Genomic DNA, 14,971 nt, shown 5'->3' on the forward strand with positions numbered 1-14,971 from the left:
CCTTGGTCAAGTTCGTGTTCTTCAGATGACATTCGCAGTAGCGAGGGCGCGCGGTCTGAACCGGGCGCCCTCTGATGAGATCTACGCCGCCATTTTCCGGCAGCTCTCTGCACAGCGACGGCAGGCCTCTACGCATTCCTGCATGTCACCGAGACGCTCGCAGTCATCCGCGCATTCGTTGCAGATCTCCGCGCATTCGCCGCAGGTATGCTTGTGGTGCTCGGAACCGATGAGCATGAAATGCGCCGATGTCCGGCAGATCTCGGCGCACGCCATCATCAACGTGAAGTGTTGTTTTTCGGTGTGTTGACCGCCCAGTTCCAGGCAGTGGCCCATCGCGGTCGAAAGGCACACGGAATAGCAGCGCAGGCATTCGTCGATGCAGCTTTTCATTTCGGGGCTAAGGTGATGCATGGGGGTGTCCTTTCTTCGATCCTAGGAGCGCGCTACGGCGCCTCCTAACGATCACTTCGCGTTCGTCTCAAGCCACTGCTTGAACTCGCCGATTTCCTTGGTCTGGGCGGCGATGATCGTCTGAGCCATCTTCTTGGGCTTCGTCGTTGTCGCCGTATTTCAGCTCGACTTCGGCCATGTCGATCGCGCCCTGGTGATGCGCAATCATCCCGCAAGCGAAGGCGACATCAGGGTCTTTGGCCATCATGCCTTGCATCATGGCAGGATGCATCTTCATCATTGCCGCCATGTTGGCCTTGTGCGCTTCATCCATGCCCGACATGTCCATGTTGGCCATTCCCGGCATGGTGTGCCCGGCTGATGCGCCTTGATCTCTACACGCGATCGTTTGAGGTAAACCCGAACCCTTCTCCACATATCAATCGAGCCAAGCTTTACAGGTGGCAGCTCCGTTTCGACAAGGCGATCGACGACCTTGAGCAAGCCTCTTATCTGGACAAGAGCCAAGGCGACGAGTTCTCCGTGACCATCGCAAATGAACTCAAGCTCTGCAGAAACATCGCCCGGCGCAGGTTCGACGGAACCAGAGAGAAGATGATTGCCGATCTGCGACGTCGCGGAGAAGACGCCTACGACGAGGTGGCGGAACGCTTGATCGACGTTATCTTCAAAGGGAACAAGCCCTTCGAGATGTTCCATGTCATGAACGAACTCGACTCGATCAAGAAGTTCGAGAGGATTGAAGACTTTCCGGAAGCCGAGCTTTTCGCCTCCATGATACCTCAGTCGAACATCGACCAAGCAATGCAGCACGAAGAGGCGATGCACGGATTCAGTGAAACCGACCTGTTTTTCAAGTCGATGATCTGTGTCTATGACTATCCGGACATGACGAAGCTGCGTTGCCGAATCCTCTACAACATCTGCTATGATGAGCCGCCTCAAACCAAGTGAGGTGATCTTTCACCCGTATCGACCTCTTTCAAGAGTCCGTCCCGTTACTCGCGACTGGCGGGCGATGCGGCGGATGAGGAAGGAGCATCATCAGGTAATATGCCGATATGGAATGTCCGCTTCGAGGCACGCACTACTGACCTGCTGCCGTCTTGTATGGGTCGTCTCCGGCCAGTGGCTGAAGGTCAGCTAATAGGCGCGCTGCGAATGACGGGTAGTGGCGCGACCTGCTCGTTCTGGCAGATGAGCCGAACAGCAGCGTCGCCGCGTGACGTTCGCGACATTCGCATCGCGGCCGCTTCAAACGGCTTGATGTCGCCTTATTTGGTGTTGGAGCAAGCTATCGTGTTAAGATCGCTGGTCGGCACCGTGCTATCTTTAGGGCAACGCGGCTGCAAATGCCGGTTCGTACGCATGAGTATACTGCCAAGCTGACCGCAGAAGACAATGCAAAGATTTTCTTGCCGCAGATTTTCGCAAAAGCAAGGAGACGTTCATGAGCGCAAGTGGCCGATATCTCCGGAGCCTGATTGCATGCATGCTTGCCTGTGTCTTCTGGGTGGATACCGCTTCAGCGCAGTCGAATAACGCCGGCTGTACGTTCCGACTGGTAGCCGGTACGTCCCGACAAATTCTGAGATGCCGGGAAGGCCTTACCATCATTGCGGAAGATGGCGCTCGTTTTGCACTGGTGGACCGTGATCGAAATGGTAGTGCCGATGCGGTCACATTACGGCGCAAGGCGCTGTTGCTCGATGCTCCAGCCGGCAGGGTCCGGGGTGGCTTCGCTGTCGTCACCCCGCAGGCGATCGCCGCGGTGCGAGGCACAAAATGGGCAGTCGACGTTGCCCGTGGCAAGACGTCTGTTTTCGTCGTCAAAGGTCGCGTCGCCGTGCAAAGGCCGGCGTCCAATGCTGGCGTAGTCCTCGGGCCGGGCGAAGGCGTCGATGTGGAAGCCGGAACAGGCACACTGACGGTCAAGCGCTGGCCCGCCGCACGTGTTTCGGCTTTGATGGCCCGTTTCGGTCAGTAAGCTAAATGAGCGGGCGAGCGCTTCAGACGCTGATTGCGCTCGTTCTGGCGGGTCTTTGGGGGGTCGGCCTTGGCTTTGCGCACTGGCGCGGCAACATGTGGTCCCTCGATCGCGTCGAAGCAACGATGACGGATCTTCGAACGCTTGTTCGGGGAACGGCAAAGCCGCCGGAGCTGATTACCATTGTCGCAATAGACGACGAAACAGTCCGAAACGACGGCCGCTATCCCCTCAGCCGCGCCACGCTTGCCCGGATTGTCGATACGATAGCTCGCTTTGGGCCGAAAGCCATTGCGGTCGACCTGCTGCTGGTCGATCCCGGGAAAAAAGATGATGATGAGGCGCTCGCGCGTTCGCTTCGTAGGACTTCAAGCGTAATCGCTGCTGCAGCGGTCTACTCGGGAGGTAAACAATCGATTGCAGTCGAGGGCGATGGCCCTCTCGCCCGAGTGCCGAATGCCAAGCGGTTTCTGTGGCCCCTGGAAGCGTTCTCGGATATCGCCGCTGTCGGCGTCGTGAACGTGGTTACCGACTGGACGGGAACGCCTCGGTTCGTCCCGTTGCTGTTTCGGGCCGAAGATCGGACGGAAGCGTCTTTCTCCCTGCGCGTTGCCGCCATGGCGGTGGGAGAGGATCCGGGAATTGCGCCCGACTATCTATCTCTGGGCAGACAGCGGATTCGGACGGACATTGGTCACATACTCCCTCTGACATTCTATGGCCCCCGCGGCACGATCCGCACGATCAGCGCCACGACGGTGCTGGGGGGCCAAGTCGATGGCGGCATTATTCGGGATCGAATTGTTGTGATCGGTGCAACTGCAACCGGCACCGGCGATGTTTTCCCGACACCGTTTGATCCCGTGCTCCCAGGCGTCGAGGTCATGTCGACGGCCATTGCCCATCTGATGACCGGCGACGGCATAGTGCGAGATCAGTACGTTCGCCTTGCAGATGCCGGCTTTGCAGTGGTGCTGCCAGTGGTTCTTGTGGGGCTGTTGGCATGGCGTCGCAACGCCATCGGCCTTGCGGCGATCGTCGGCGTGGTTGTGATCTGGTTCGTGGTCAATATGACCGCATTCTCACACCATATCTGGCTGAGCGCGGCGTTGCCGATGGCCGCCGCCATTCCGCCAGCTATTTTGTTCGGGGCCGCGCAGCTTTGGTTGGGCAGGAACCAGGCCCAGTATTTCGCCACGCAGAGCGAATTGCTTCAACGAGTTCAGGCCCCGGGCCTTGCGGGGTGGCTCGCGAAGCATGGCGACTTTCTCCTGGAACCTGTCCGGAGGGACGCCGCCATCATATTCATTGACCTGTCCGGTTTCACCGGACTGAGCGAAACATTGGGGCCGAACGCCACACGCGAACTTTTGAACACGTTCCATGCGTTGGTGGACGAAGAGGTGACAAGCTGTGGTGGGGTTGTCACGAATTTCATGGGTGACGGAGCCATGATCCTGTTCGGTCTACCGGAAGCAGCGACAGATGATGCCTTCAATGCTGCCCGCTGCTGCGCAGCGCTCTCCAGCCGTACCAACAACTGGCTCGTCTCGTTGCCCGCATCAACTGCATCGAGGCTCGGCTTCAAGATCGGAGCGCATTACGGAACAATCGTTGCGTCGAGACTCGGTGGCAAAGGCCGTCAGCACATCGCGACTACTGGTGATACGGTTAACGTCGCCAGTCGCTTGATGGAGATCGCGGCCGACCAAAATGCCGAAGTCGCAGTGAGCGACAAAATGGTGCAAGTCGCCGGCCGCGACTGCGAGTTGTTCAAATCTGGTGCTCTAAGAGGACCTGTGCAAGCACAGGTCCGCGGGCGTTCAGGCTCGCTCGCAATCTGGCTGTGGCAGAGTTCGCAGACGCTGTAGGATACTAGGCCCCGTGAACAATGATGGTACCGGAATGTCTGAATGGCGCCCATTTGGCCGCGACACTTCAAATCCTGCCTGAGGCCTCGGCCAACCCGAACGGGAGATTTTGAAAAATCCGCATTGATGGAAGGCGGCTTCGGGTCATCAGCGCTGTGCCGCGAATGTCGGCTATCGGGCAGCAAAATGGGCTGGCGAAGGTCGCCTTTGGGTTAGAACTTCCGGTTCAGGCTGTGCGGCGGAAAGACAGAGAGAGGTCGAACCTTGCCGATCAGGTATCGGCGAAACGCTACCGTGAATCTGTGTCCCAATAATGGACAGGGGCCCAGTTGCACCGTCGCCATCGAGGGCGTAGCCACCAACACGCCGGCAAATAATGCAAGGGCGCGCATTTCCTGCTCCCGGGGAGGCGAGACCATTGCCTCTCGCGTCGACATTCGATTCACTGTTCCAGGCAGTGGGCCGAGGCATTCAGATGCGTATTGCGTTGCATGTCTCTTCCTTTCGTTATCTCGAGTCGGGACCATCAATGGCAAATCCTCCGCGCCGACCGACAAATCCAATGGCTGCCGCCGAAGCCGCCTTCAAGCCTGCCAAGAAGCCGGCCGCACCGGTTCGCGAAACCGCAGCTGCTCCAAATGTCAGAGAGCTTGTTTCAATCAGGATTGATCGAGCTGTCCTGGATTACTTCCAGGGCGACGGACCGGGCTGGCAGGACCCTATTAACGACGCTTTGCGAGCCATCGTCGAGAAGCGGATCGCCGCCGAGGACGACCGTTCAGACGCCATCACCTAAAGCGCGTCGCGTTTGACCGGCCTCATGCGACGCGCTTTAGGTTGTTGTTTTATGCATGTCGTAAATCGCAAAACCGCTGCACACCCTCGGGTCAGGCCCGGGTCAGGCCCGGGGGCATGCTTTTGCGCGACATGCATTAACGCAAATGCGAGCGCCTGGCGCGATCGCGGGAACGGGTTTCGGTCAAACCGGCAAGGATTGCAGTCCGGTCGGAGGGTTGGTCTCAGGCACAGGCGCCGGGGCAAGCTGCTTGGCCATGTCGATCAGCGGCAGCCGGATGACCGCGCGAAGGCCGCTGCTCCGGTTTTCCAGCACGATGTCGCCGCCGTGGTGACGGGCGATGGCGCGGGCGATTGACAGGCCGAGCCCGACGCCGCCGGTCTCCCGGTTGCGCGACTGCTCCAGGCGGAAGAAGGGGGCGAACACCTGTTCCATTTCGCCTGGCGGAATGCCGGGCCCGGCGTCCTCGACCATGATGTCCAGGCTGTCGGTACGCCTGACCAGGCTCACCTTGGCCTGCTCGCCGTAGCGGATGGCATTTTCGACGAGGTTGCGGATCGCCCGGCGCAGGGAGTCCGGCCGGCAGCGGTACAGCACCTTTGGCCCGTCGCTGACGGTGATGTTTTGGCCCAGATCTGCGAGATCGTCGCAGAGGCTGCCGACCAGCGCCGAAAGATCGACGGTTCGCGTCTCCTCTACCGCGGCGTCCTCGCGCGCGAAGGCGAGCGCTGCTTCCGTCATCGTCTGGATTTCCTCGATGGTCTTCAGCATCTTTTCCTGGAGATCGTGATCCTGGACGAACTCCGCGCGCAGCCGGAGCGAGGTCAGCGGCGTGCGCAGGTCATGGCTGATCGCCGCCAGCATGCGCGTCCGGTCCTCGACGAAGCGCTGCAGGCGCTCCTGCATGCGGTTGAACGCCTCGGCGGTCTGGCGGATGTCGTCCGGTCCTGATTCCGGCAGCCGCGGCACGGCCTCGCCGCGGCCGAAAAGTTCAGCGGCATTGGCGAGCCGTCGCAACGGACGCGCGATTGCCTGCGCCCCGAAAATCGCTATGGCGGACAGGATGAGTGCGGTGAGCGCCAGCGATATCGCCGATTGCGCCGTCCAGAAGGCGTTCGGCATCGCCTTGGCGTAGGCGGCGTTCAGCCAGGTGCTATCCTCGAGGCGGACGGAAAGGCCCATGCCGTTTGGGGCGGCGTCCATATAGAGAAACTTGGCCGGCCGCGAGAATGGCATGCCATTGCCGGACAAATCCAGCATGCGCGGCGGCACGGAAGGATCAGCGGCATCGACCGCGGTCGAGGCCTGCCCGTTCATATACGCGGCATACTTGCCGGCAATTCCTGGCAGCGGCTTGGCGAGCTCTGTCAAGGCTTCCTGCTGCCAGGCGAGGGGATTGCTCGGTCCATCGTCCGAGGTCCAGAAGCGCGTATAGGCCGTGCCGCTGACATTGAGGATGTCGGGCCGAAGCGAGGGCGGCGTCGTGTCCAGCAGAAGCGCAAGCGAGGACGTGCGGCTGACGAACTCGCCCTTGGCCGCCGCGTGCAGGGCCTGGCCGCGCTCGTCCCACGAGATCAGGAACGTGATCGCCTGCGACAGGGCGAGCGCAAGCAGCACCAGCATCAGGAAGCGGGCCGCCAGACTGCGTCTCCACAACCGCATCATGCCTGGGCCACCTCGGCGGTGAAGCAGTAGCCGCCGCCCCAGTGCGTCTTGATCAGCATCGGATTCTTTGGGTCCGCCTCGATCTTCTTGCGCAGCCGACTCACCTGGTTGTCGACGGCCCGGTCGAAACCGTCGGCCGAGCGCCCGACGGTGAGGTCGAGCAACTGATCCCGGCTGAGCACGATCCCGACATGCTCGATAAAAGCGGTGAGAAGGCGGAATTCGGCCGTGCTGAGCGCGACCGCCACGCCGTCGTGCCCGACCAACTCGCGGCGGCCGACATTCAGCGTCCAGCGGTCGAACCGAAGCGCGTTCGACTTTAGACGACCGCGCTGCGGCGGCAGGCTGTGGACGCGCCTGAGCACGGCCTTGATCCGCGCCAGCAGTTCCCGTGGATTGAACGGCTTGGTCAGGTAGTCGTCGGCCCCGATCTCGAGGCCGACGATCCGGTCGACCTCCTCGGCCATGGCGGTAAGGAAGATGATCGGAACGTCGACCGTTCCGCGCACGTGCCGGCAGGCGGCAATGCCGTCCTCGCCAGGCATCATGACGTCGAGGACGATAAGATCGGGCAGGCTGCGGTCGAGCAGCCGCTTGAGCGCGGCCGTGCTGTCGGCGACGCTGACGCGATAACCTTGCTGGGTGAGGTATTTCCCGACCAGGTCGCGGATGTCCCTGTGGTCGTCGACGACCGCGATGTGCTGCGCCGCTTCCATACAATGCTCCAAAGCCGCCGCTGAATAGTCGGCCAGTATCGACGATATCTAGTTTGCGTCTACACGGATGATCACCTTCTGCGCCACGGCGGCAATCTCGCGCGGCATCAACAAAGCGTGAGAAGTGTAACGAAATGTATCAGAGCGCAGCGCCTGCGACAGCTTGCGATGAACTGCCGGTCGTCGGGACAAGGTTCTGCGACAGCTTCCGCCTAACTTGGCCTCGTCGCTAGCCCGGACTTCCAGTCTTTGCCGCCAGGCCATGCCGTGCGGCATCCGGACGGAGGTCCTCGCCAGCCTTTGATCGAAAGGATTGCACAATGGCCAGATTGATCATCAACGGCACGCCACGTGACATCGAGGTCGATCCGGACACGCCGCTGCTGTGGGTGATCCGCGAGCAGATCGGGCTTACCGGGACGAAATACGGTTGCGGCGTTGCCGCCTGCGGCGCCTGCACCGTCCATATAGACGGCGTCGCCACGCGCTCCTGCGTGCTGCCGGTGAGCGCGGTCGAGCCGGACCAGCAAATCACCACTATCGAGGGGCTTTCGCCGGACAGTTCGCATCCGGTCCAGCGGGCCTGGCTGGCGCTCGATGTGCCGCAATGCGGCTACTGCCAGGCCGGCATGATCATGGCTGCGGCGGGTCTGCTCATGCAGAACCCGAACCCCGCGGACGAGGACATAAACGCCGAGATCACCAATATCTGCCGCTGCGGCACCTACAACCGGGTGCGCGCCGCGATCAAGCTGGCCGCCAAAAGCGGCGAAACCACGCAACGCGGTTGAGGAGAACCGTCATGAACGCCATAATTTCCATCTCCCGCCGCAGCTTCATCATCGGCGTGGCCTCCACGGCCGGCGGCCTGTCCCTCGGATTCAACGTGCCGTTCATCAAACCTGCGCTTGCCGAGGGCGCCGAGACCACGTCGGAGATCAATGCCTGGGTGGTAATCAGGCCCGACGAAACGGTGGTCATCCGCATCGCCCGCTCCGAGATGGGGCAGGGGACGCTGACCGGCCTGGCGCAACTCGTCGCCGAGGAGTTGAATTGCGACTGGTCCAAGGTCACGACCGAATATCCGTCGCCGGCCCAAAACCTTGCGCGCGACCGCGTGTGGGGTAATTTCTCGACCGGGGGCAGCCGCGGCATCCGCGAATCGCACGAATATGTGCGTATTGGCGGCGCCATCGCGCGCGAGATGCTGATCGCCGCTGCGGCCGCCGAATGGGGCGTGCCGGCCAGCGAATGCACCGCAAGGATGGGCATGGTCACGCATGCAGCATCAGATCGCGCCACCTTTTATGGACAGTTGGCCGCCGCCGCCGCGCGGATGACGCCGCCCGCCAATGTCACGCTGAAGGATCCGAAGGATTGGACCATAGCCGGCAAGCCGCTGCCGCGGCTCGATACGGCCGACAAGCTCAACGGCAGCCAGGTCTATGGCGTCGACCTCAGACTGCCGAACATGCTCAACGCGGCGATCCGGGCCTGCCCGTATTTCGGCGGCAAGGTGGAGAGCTTTGACGCGGCGGCGGTCGCAGGCATGCCCGGCGTGCGCACCGTCGTTCAGGTCGACGAAACCGCCGTTGCGGTTGTCGCCGACACCTGGTGGCGAGCGAAGACCGCTCTCGATGCCTTGCCGGTCGTTTGGGACGAAGGTCCCAACAGGCAGGTCACCAGCGCCTCGATCGCGGCGATGCTCGAAGAGGGGCTCGGCACAAATGACGCCTTCGTCGGCGCCAAGCAAGGTGACGCCGGTGCTGTCCTGTCCGCAGCCGGCCGGACGGTCACGGCGACCTATGCCTTCCCCTACCAGAACCACGCGACCATGGAGCCGATGAACGCGACGGCCCTCTACACGCCGGAGCGCTGCGAGGTATGGGTGCCGACCCAGAATGGCGAGGCGAGCCTTGCTGCAGCGGCCGAGGCCGCCGGCCTGCCGGTGCAGCAATGCGAGGTGCACAAGATCCATCTCGGCGGCGGCTTCGGCCGGCGCGGCAACTTCCAGGACTATGTGCGCCAGGCGGTCAGCATTGCCAAGCAGGTGCCGGGGACGCCGGTAAAGCTCATGTGGTCGCGCGAAGAGGATATGCTGCACGGCGCCTATCACCCGACCACCCGATGCCGGCTGACGGGCGCGCTCGACGCCGATGGCAACCTGACCGCTCTGCACATGCGCATCTCCGGCCAGTCGATCCTTGCCGCGGTGCGGCCGGAAGCCATGCAGAACGGCATGGACCCGGTCGTCTTCCAGGGGCTGGTCCTCAGCGGCACGGAAGGCACGCTGGGATATACGGTGGACAATCTGCTTGTCGACCATGCCATGCGCAACCCACCGATCCCGCCAGGCTTCTGGCGCGGCGTCAACCTCAACCAGAATGCGCTCTACGTCGAGTGTTTCATGGACGAACTCGCCCATGCGGCCGGCGTCGACCCGCTCGCCTTCCGCCGCAAGCTGATGGCCAAACATCCGAAGCATCTCGCCGTGCTGGAGGCGGTTGCCGAACGGATCGGCTGGGACACCCCGCCGGCGGCCGGCGTTCACCGCGGCCTGGCGCAGATCATGGGCTTCGGCAGTTATGTCGCGGCGGCAGCGGAGGTTGAGACCATCGACGGGCAGCTCAGGATCCACCGCATCGTGGCGGCCACCGATCCGGGTCATGTCGTCAACCCCGCACAGGTGGAGAGGCAGGTCGAGGGCTCTTTCGTCTACGGCCTTTCCGCCTGCATCTACGGCGAATGCACCGTCAATGGCGGCCGCATGGAGCAGGAGAACTTCGACAGCTACGAGGTCGTGCGCATGGCCGACATGCCGGAGGTGGAGACGATCATAATGCCATCCGGCGGCTTCTGGGGCGGCGTCGGCGAGCCGACTATCGCGGTCGCTGCGCCGGCTGTCCTCAATGCGATCTTCGCCGCCACCGGAAAGCGCATTCGCACGCTGCCGCTGAAGAACCATGACCTCGCATGACATGGAGGCGCTCGAAGAACAGGCGCGGCGGACGATCGTGCGTGCCCGTTCTGCTTACGGGGCTCGTGGCCAGCGCGTCGGCGTGGGCCGACGCGGCGCCTGGTGCGACGGCGTGCACCTGGCTGTCACGGGCCGGCGGCGCTCGGCAACAACCTGGCCGTAATCGCCGAGCACCAAGTGCCCGTCTTGATCGATGGGTTTTCCAAACAATGCGACCAGGAGCGCGAGACGCCCCAGCTCGTGCGTTCTGTGCTTGTGGGTCTTCGATCGATCTGCGCCTGCTTCAGGTCTTCTTCCAACTTTGCAGAAGCGGGCCTCTGCTCCCATAGACGGGATCCTTGCGTGGACGACTTACCTTCTTGGTCGTCGCGAGCGCGCGATCATGCTCCTGGGCAGTCGTGCATTCGTCATAGGTCCCAAATGGAGGGTAGGCGCCGACAACTAGAAAATCGTCGGATGCCGAAAGGCATTGGTGCCCGGTGCCGGCCGGAAGAACCGCGACGTCGCCGGCCTTCAGGGACAGGGTTCGGCCCTTTTTGCCTCCAAACCGGACTTTGGCCGTACCGGCCGCAACCCCGAGCACCTCATGTATTCGCGAATGGTAGTGAACGTAGTCGTAGATGCCATTCCGCCAGCTGTCCCCCCATCCATTGACCTCGAAAAGCTCCTCCAAGACGGCTGTGGGATCAAATTCTTCGGGCAGCCTCACGGCGCCGCGATAGGCGACAAGCGGCCAAAACGGATGATTGGGTACCAGGCCATCATCCTTGAACCAAAACTCATTTGCTTTTCGCCGCCTTACAAGATCGGTTACTTCTTGCCTGCCCGGTGCTGCGAAACCGGTAACCTGCTCGACGGCTTTCTTGGTACTCTGCAGAACGCTCATGATGTAGCCTTGCATTGCTGGTTGTCGGAAGACGAGCCTTCATGCCGATTCAACCGGCTGCATGCCGGTCGGTTCCGCTGCCTGTTGCAGGCCGTCCCTATTCTCTGCAAAACGAGGCGCGCGTGACTCGTGGACGTTCTCGCCTCATGATGAAAAACCAAGGCCTTATCGGCTCTTTGAGACGGGTCATCTTTCGGTGCTGATTCATGACAAACCATTCATGGCAATCTCATGAGCTTCGATGACCTCGACCTGAATTTGCTGCGCGTATTCGACGTAATGATGCGCGAAAGAAGCGTTACGCGTACGGCATGCGAATTGGGAAGAACGCAATCTGCGATCAGTCATTCCTTATCCAGGCTGCGGCACCTTTTCGGCGACAAGCTGTTCACGCGCGATGGAGGAGTTATGAGGCCAACCCCGCGGGCGGTTGAGCTTCTGCCAGACATCTCAGCCGGATTAGCAACGATTCGAGCCTCGATTGATCGCCATCAAACTTTCGATCCCGCAACCACTCGGCGGAACTTTCGTGTCGGACTCACTGACTACCATGCGATGATAATCATACCACGTCTTCTCAGGGAGTTTTCCAGGCAGGCGCCCGGTGCCACGTTGAACATTATTCCAGCGAACGGGCTCGATATTCCGTCCTCGGTTCATCTTCGACAGATCGACTGTGCATTGACTGGAGCAGTGATCAAGGATGACCCAAGCCTGTTGAAGATCGAACTGGGCCAGGATCGTCTCTTCTGCGCAGTTTGGAGCGGCAGCCAAATCGCAAGTTCGGCGATGTCAATGGAGACATATCTGTCAGCGTCTCACTTGCAGGTTTCCGCCGATGGTGTTTCCAGCGGGCTTGCCGATGCCGCCCTCAAGGAGCTTGGTTTGCGGCGGAACGTGGTCGCGACGATATCGAATTATCTGGCACTTCCGTGGGTTTTGCGAGGCACCGAACTTGTTGCTCATTGTGGTGACGGAATCCTCCAAATCCTTGATAAAGCGAGTGAAGTGACGCTCCTTTCGCCGCCCCTGCCGATCCCAAATGTGAGCGCGTGGTTGCTCCTTCATCCGCAGATGGCCACAGACCCAGGGACGATCTGGCTCAAAGAAGTTCTCTCAAATATCTACTCTGAGTCGCAGATAAAGAAGAGAGAAATTGTTTCTGAGAGAGAACAGAGGAAATAAACAGGAGACACACGTCGCGTTGCTCCAATGAAGTGCGCTGGTATGAGAAGATGTGTCTTCAGACAGGGATTAACGGCTGAAACCCTTACGAGCGTAGCCATGTGTATGAGTGGGGCTCATATTCATCATGACGAGAATGAATTTGACCAATAATGACGCTTGCGCAACCTTGGTGCTCCACAAGAGAATAAGGGGAACCAAGATGCAGGCAATTCTCAAAGGACTGGTCGGAGCAGCTATAGGGCTCGTCGCATCCAACGCGTCCGCCGCGACGGTCGAAAATGTCAAGAAGAACGGAGTTCTGACCTGCGGAACCAACTCAGCGACAGCCGGATTCAGCCTTCCGGACAATGAGGGCAAATGGACCGGATTCGTGGTCGACTATTGCCGCGCTGTTGCCGCAGCGGTTCTGGGGGATGCGCAGAAGGTAAGGTTCATTCCGCTTACGCCGAAGGACCGCTTCACCGCCCTACAGTCGGGCGAGATCGATATACTCGCACATAACGCAACCTGGACGTCATCCCGCGACACATCTCTCGGAATACTTTTTGCGGGCACGTATTTCTACGATGGCCAGGGCTTCATGGTCCGCAAAGCAGAGAACATCGGTTCGGCCAAGAATCTGGATGGCGCGTCCATCTGCGTCACTCAGGGCACGACGACCGAGTTGAATCTCGCCGATTACTTCCGGTCGCATTCGATGTCATACTCGACCGTCGGGTTTGCTGATGAAGAAGCCGTCGTAAAGGCCTACGACGAAGGTCGCTGCGACGTCCTCTCCGCTGACACGTCCACCTTGAATGCGTCGCGCCAGCGTATGGCGAAGGCTGACGACAGCGTCGTGCTTCCCGAACTTATCTCCAAGGAGCCGCTTGGGCCTGCCGTGCGGCAGGGCGATGATCACTGGCTCAATGTGGCCAAATGGACGCTCCTTGTCATGGTAGCCGCCGAAGAGTTGGGAATAACCTCTGAGAATGTCGATGAAATGAAGTCGTCGGACAACCCGAACATTCGTCGGCTGCTCGGAGCAGAGGGCAGCCTCGGAAAGGATCTCGGGCTTGGCGATACCTGGTCCGTGGACGTTATCAAGCAGGTCGGCAACTATGGCGAAGTGTTCGATCGCAATATCGGGAAGGCCTCGCCGCTCAAGATGGAGCGCGGCCTGAACGCTCTTTGGAGTGAGGGCGGTCTCCAGTACGCCCCGCCGATCCGCTAGGCTGGGTCGGTCACGAGCCGCCGGCGATTGCGCCGGCGTCTTTCTTCACCAACACAGGAACAGGGTCATGTCCGATGTGCTGCTCGCCGCGCCCTCGCGCAGGAGCCTGTCCCTGCACGACGCCAAGGTCCGCGGCATCATCTATCAGCTTTTGCTGGCTGCCAGCCTGCTGGCTTTGGCCGTGGGCGTTGCCGTCCAGACTGCGTCGAACATGAGGGCACGCGGGATTCCGCTGTCTTTCGGCTTCTGGAACGAGGCCGCCGGCTTCGACATCAATCAGACGCTGATCCCCTACGACACGCTCTCCACCTACGGCCAAGCGTTCTGGGTGGGTGTGGTCAACACGCTCTATGTGAGTTTGCTTGGAATCGTGTTGGCCACAGTCTTGGGCTTTGTCGTCGGCATTGCCCGCCTGTCACCGAACTGGATCGTTTCAAAGGTCGCGGCTTCGTACGTCGAGATCATACGCAACATCCCGTTATTGCTGCAGCTTTTGTTCTGGTACAATGCAGTCCTGAAAGCGCTGCCTGCGCCGAGGGCGTCGATCGAACTCCCCGGCGGCGTCTATCTGAACAATCGCGGTCTCATCATTCCGGAAGTCCAGCTCTACGCAGGAGCAGGTACCGTGGGACTTGCATTCCTGGCGGCTACCATCTTCTGCGTCGCTTATTGGTCTTACGCCAGGCGCGCACAGAACCGCACCGGAAAACAGCTGCCCGTGCTGTGGGTCAGCCTCGCTGCCCTGAATGGACTGCCTCTGACCGTGTTCCTTTTGGTCGGCTCGCCGGTGTCGTTCGTGGTGCCGGAGTTGAAAGGGTTCAATTTCCGGGGTGGGCACCAGCTTTATCCGGAGTTCGCCGCCCTTCTGATCGGTCTCTCCGTCTACACCGCTTCCTTTATCGCGGAAATTGTCCGCAGCGGCATCCAGGCTGTTCCGAAAGGCCAGACCGAAGCCGCCCATGCGCTCGGGCTTGCGCCGGGCAAAACGCTTCGCCTGGTCATTGTTCCGCAGGCACTGCGCATCATCATACCGCCCCTGACTAGCCACTACCTGAACCTCACGAAGAATTCCTCACTCGCCGTGTTTATCGGCTACCCCGACCTCGTTCAGATTTTTGCGGGAACGGTGCTCAACCAAACCGGCGCCGCCGTCCAGGTGATGGCGATCACGCTGTCGGTCTATCTCGCGATTTCCCTCGTCACGTCGATTTCCATGAACGCGTTCAATCAACGTTTCGCGATCGTCGAGAGGTGATGC

14 protein-coding genes are annotated in these 14,971 nt (G+C 60.7%); 9 read left to right on the plus strand and 5 right to left on the minus strand.

Annotated elements, in window-relative coordinates; all coding sequences use genetic code 11:
• Positions 1-81 precede the first annotated feature (81 nt).
• Both AC0NIE_RS21490 and AC0NIE_RS21495 read right to left on the minus strand, forming a co-directional pair.
• Positions 82-414, minus strand: coding sequence for a four-helix bundle copper-binding protein (locus AC0NIE_RS21490; protein WP_292542701.1), 333 nt, complete (start codon positions 412-414; stop codon positions 82-84).
• A 67-nt stretch (positions 415-481) separates the two neighbouring features.
• Positions 482-742: a DUF305 domain-containing protein gene (locus tag AC0NIE_RS21495; protein ID WP_473488339.1), complete on the minus strand. Its 261-nt coding sequence runs from the start codon at positions 740-742 to the stop codon at positions 482-484.
• 32 nt (positions 743-774) lie between these two features.
• Here AC0NIE_RS21495 and AC0NIE_RS21500 point away from each other — a divergent pair, with 32 nt between their 5' ends.
• From AC0NIE_RS21500 to AC0NIE_RS21515, 4 genes are all read left to right on the plus strand, one after another.
• Positions 775-1,368: a hypothetical protein gene (locus AC0NIE_RS21500; RefSeq protein WP_473488338.1), complete on the plus strand. Its 594-nt coding sequence runs from the start codon at positions 775-777 to the stop codon at positions 1,366-1,368.
• 496 nt (positions 1,369-1,864) lie between these two features.
• Positions 1,865-2,401 carry a FecR domain-containing protein gene (locus AC0NIE_RS21505; protein ID WP_473488337.1) on the plus strand — a complete coding sequence of 179 codons (537 nt, stop codon included), beginning with the start codon at positions 1,865-1,867 and terminating at the stop codon, positions 2,399-2,401.
• 5 nt (positions 2,402-2,406) lie between these two features.
• Positions 2,407-4,272 carry a CHASE2 domain-containing protein gene (locus tag AC0NIE_RS21510; protein ID WP_473488336.1) on the plus strand — a complete coding sequence of 622 codons (1,866 nt, stop codon included), beginning with the start codon at positions 2,407-2,409 and terminating at the stop codon, positions 4,270-4,272.
• Positions 4,273-4,801: 529 nt separating this feature from the next.
• Positions 4,802-5,068: a BrnA antitoxin family protein gene (locus tag AC0NIE_RS21515; RefSeq protein ID WP_473488380.1), complete on the plus strand. Its 267-nt coding sequence runs from the start codon at positions 4,802-4,804 to the stop codon at positions 5,066-5,068.
• Positions 5,069-5,251: 183 nt separating this feature from the next.
• On the opposite strand, the gene AC0NIE_RS21520 is transcribed toward AC0NIE_RS21515, so the two are convergent.
• Positions 5,252-6,733 carry an ATP-binding protein gene (locus tag AC0NIE_RS21520; RefSeq protein ID WP_473488335.1) on the minus strand — a complete coding sequence of 494 codons (1,482 nt, stop codon included), beginning with the start codon at positions 6,731-6,733 and terminating at the stop codon, positions 5,252-5,254.
• Entirely contained in the window at positions 6,730-7,449 is a 720-nt protein-coding gene (locus AC0NIE_RS21525; RefSeq protein WP_123145889.1) for a response regulator, read from the minus strand. Before AC0NIE_RS21525 ends, AC0NIE_RS21520 begins: the two co-directional genes overlap by 4 nt.
• A 320-nt stretch (positions 7,450-7,769) precedes the next feature.
• Here AC0NIE_RS21525 and AC0NIE_RS21530 point away from each other — a divergent pair, with 320 nt between their 5' ends.
• Both AC0NIE_RS21530 and AC0NIE_RS21535 read left to right on the plus strand, forming a co-directional pair.
• Positions 7,770-8,240 carry a (2Fe-2S)-binding protein gene (locus tag AC0NIE_RS21530; protein WP_473488334.1) on the plus strand — a complete coding sequence of 157 codons (471 nt, stop codon included), beginning with the start codon at positions 7,770-7,772 and terminating at the stop codon, positions 8,238-8,240.
• 11 nt (positions 8,241-8,251) lie between these two features.
• Positions 8,252-10,426: a xanthine dehydrogenase family protein molybdopterin-binding subunit gene (locus AC0NIE_RS21535; RefSeq protein ID WP_473488333.1), complete on the plus strand. Its 2,175-nt coding sequence runs from the start codon at positions 8,252-8,254 to the stop codon at positions 10,424-10,426.
• A gap of 283 nt (positions 10,427-10,709) precedes the next feature.
• Here AC0NIE_RS21535 and AC0NIE_RS21540 read toward each other — a convergent pair whose 3' ends face one another.
• Positions 10,710-11,312 (minus strand): cupin domain-containing protein, encoded by a 603-nt coding sequence (locus tag AC0NIE_RS21540; RefSeq protein WP_473488332.1) that lies wholly within the window; start codon positions 11,310-11,312, stop codon positions 10,710-10,712.
• A 231-nt stretch (positions 11,313-11,543) separates the two neighbouring features.
• Between AC0NIE_RS21540 and AC0NIE_RS21545 the strand changes: the two genes are divergently transcribed.
• The 3 genes from AC0NIE_RS21545 to AC0NIE_RS21555 all read left to right on the plus strand — a co-directional run bounded on the left by AC0NIE_RS21545 (position 11,544) and on the right by AC0NIE_RS21555 (position 14,968).
• Entirely contained in the window at positions 11,544-12,497 is a 954-nt protein-coding gene (locus AC0NIE_RS21545) for a LysR family transcriptional regulator (RefSeq protein WP_473488331.1), read from the plus strand.
• 202 nt (positions 12,498-12,699) lie between these two features.
• Complete coding sequence (locus AC0NIE_RS21550; RefSeq protein ID WP_473488330.1) at positions 12,700-13,713, plus strand: amino acid ABC transporter substrate-binding protein; 1,014 nt, start codon at positions 12,700-12,702, stop codon at positions 13,711-13,713.
• A gap of 67 nt (positions 13,714-13,780) precedes the next feature.
• Positions 13,781-14,968, plus strand: a complete 1,188-nt coding sequence (locus tag AC0NIE_RS21555; protein ID WP_473488329.1) for an amino acid ABC transporter permease — start codon at positions 13,781-13,783, stop codon at positions 14,966-14,968.
• The last annotated feature ends 3 nt before the right edge of the window (positions 14,969-14,971 follow it).

Source organism: Mesorhizobium sp. WSM4842 (assembly GCF_055901575.1).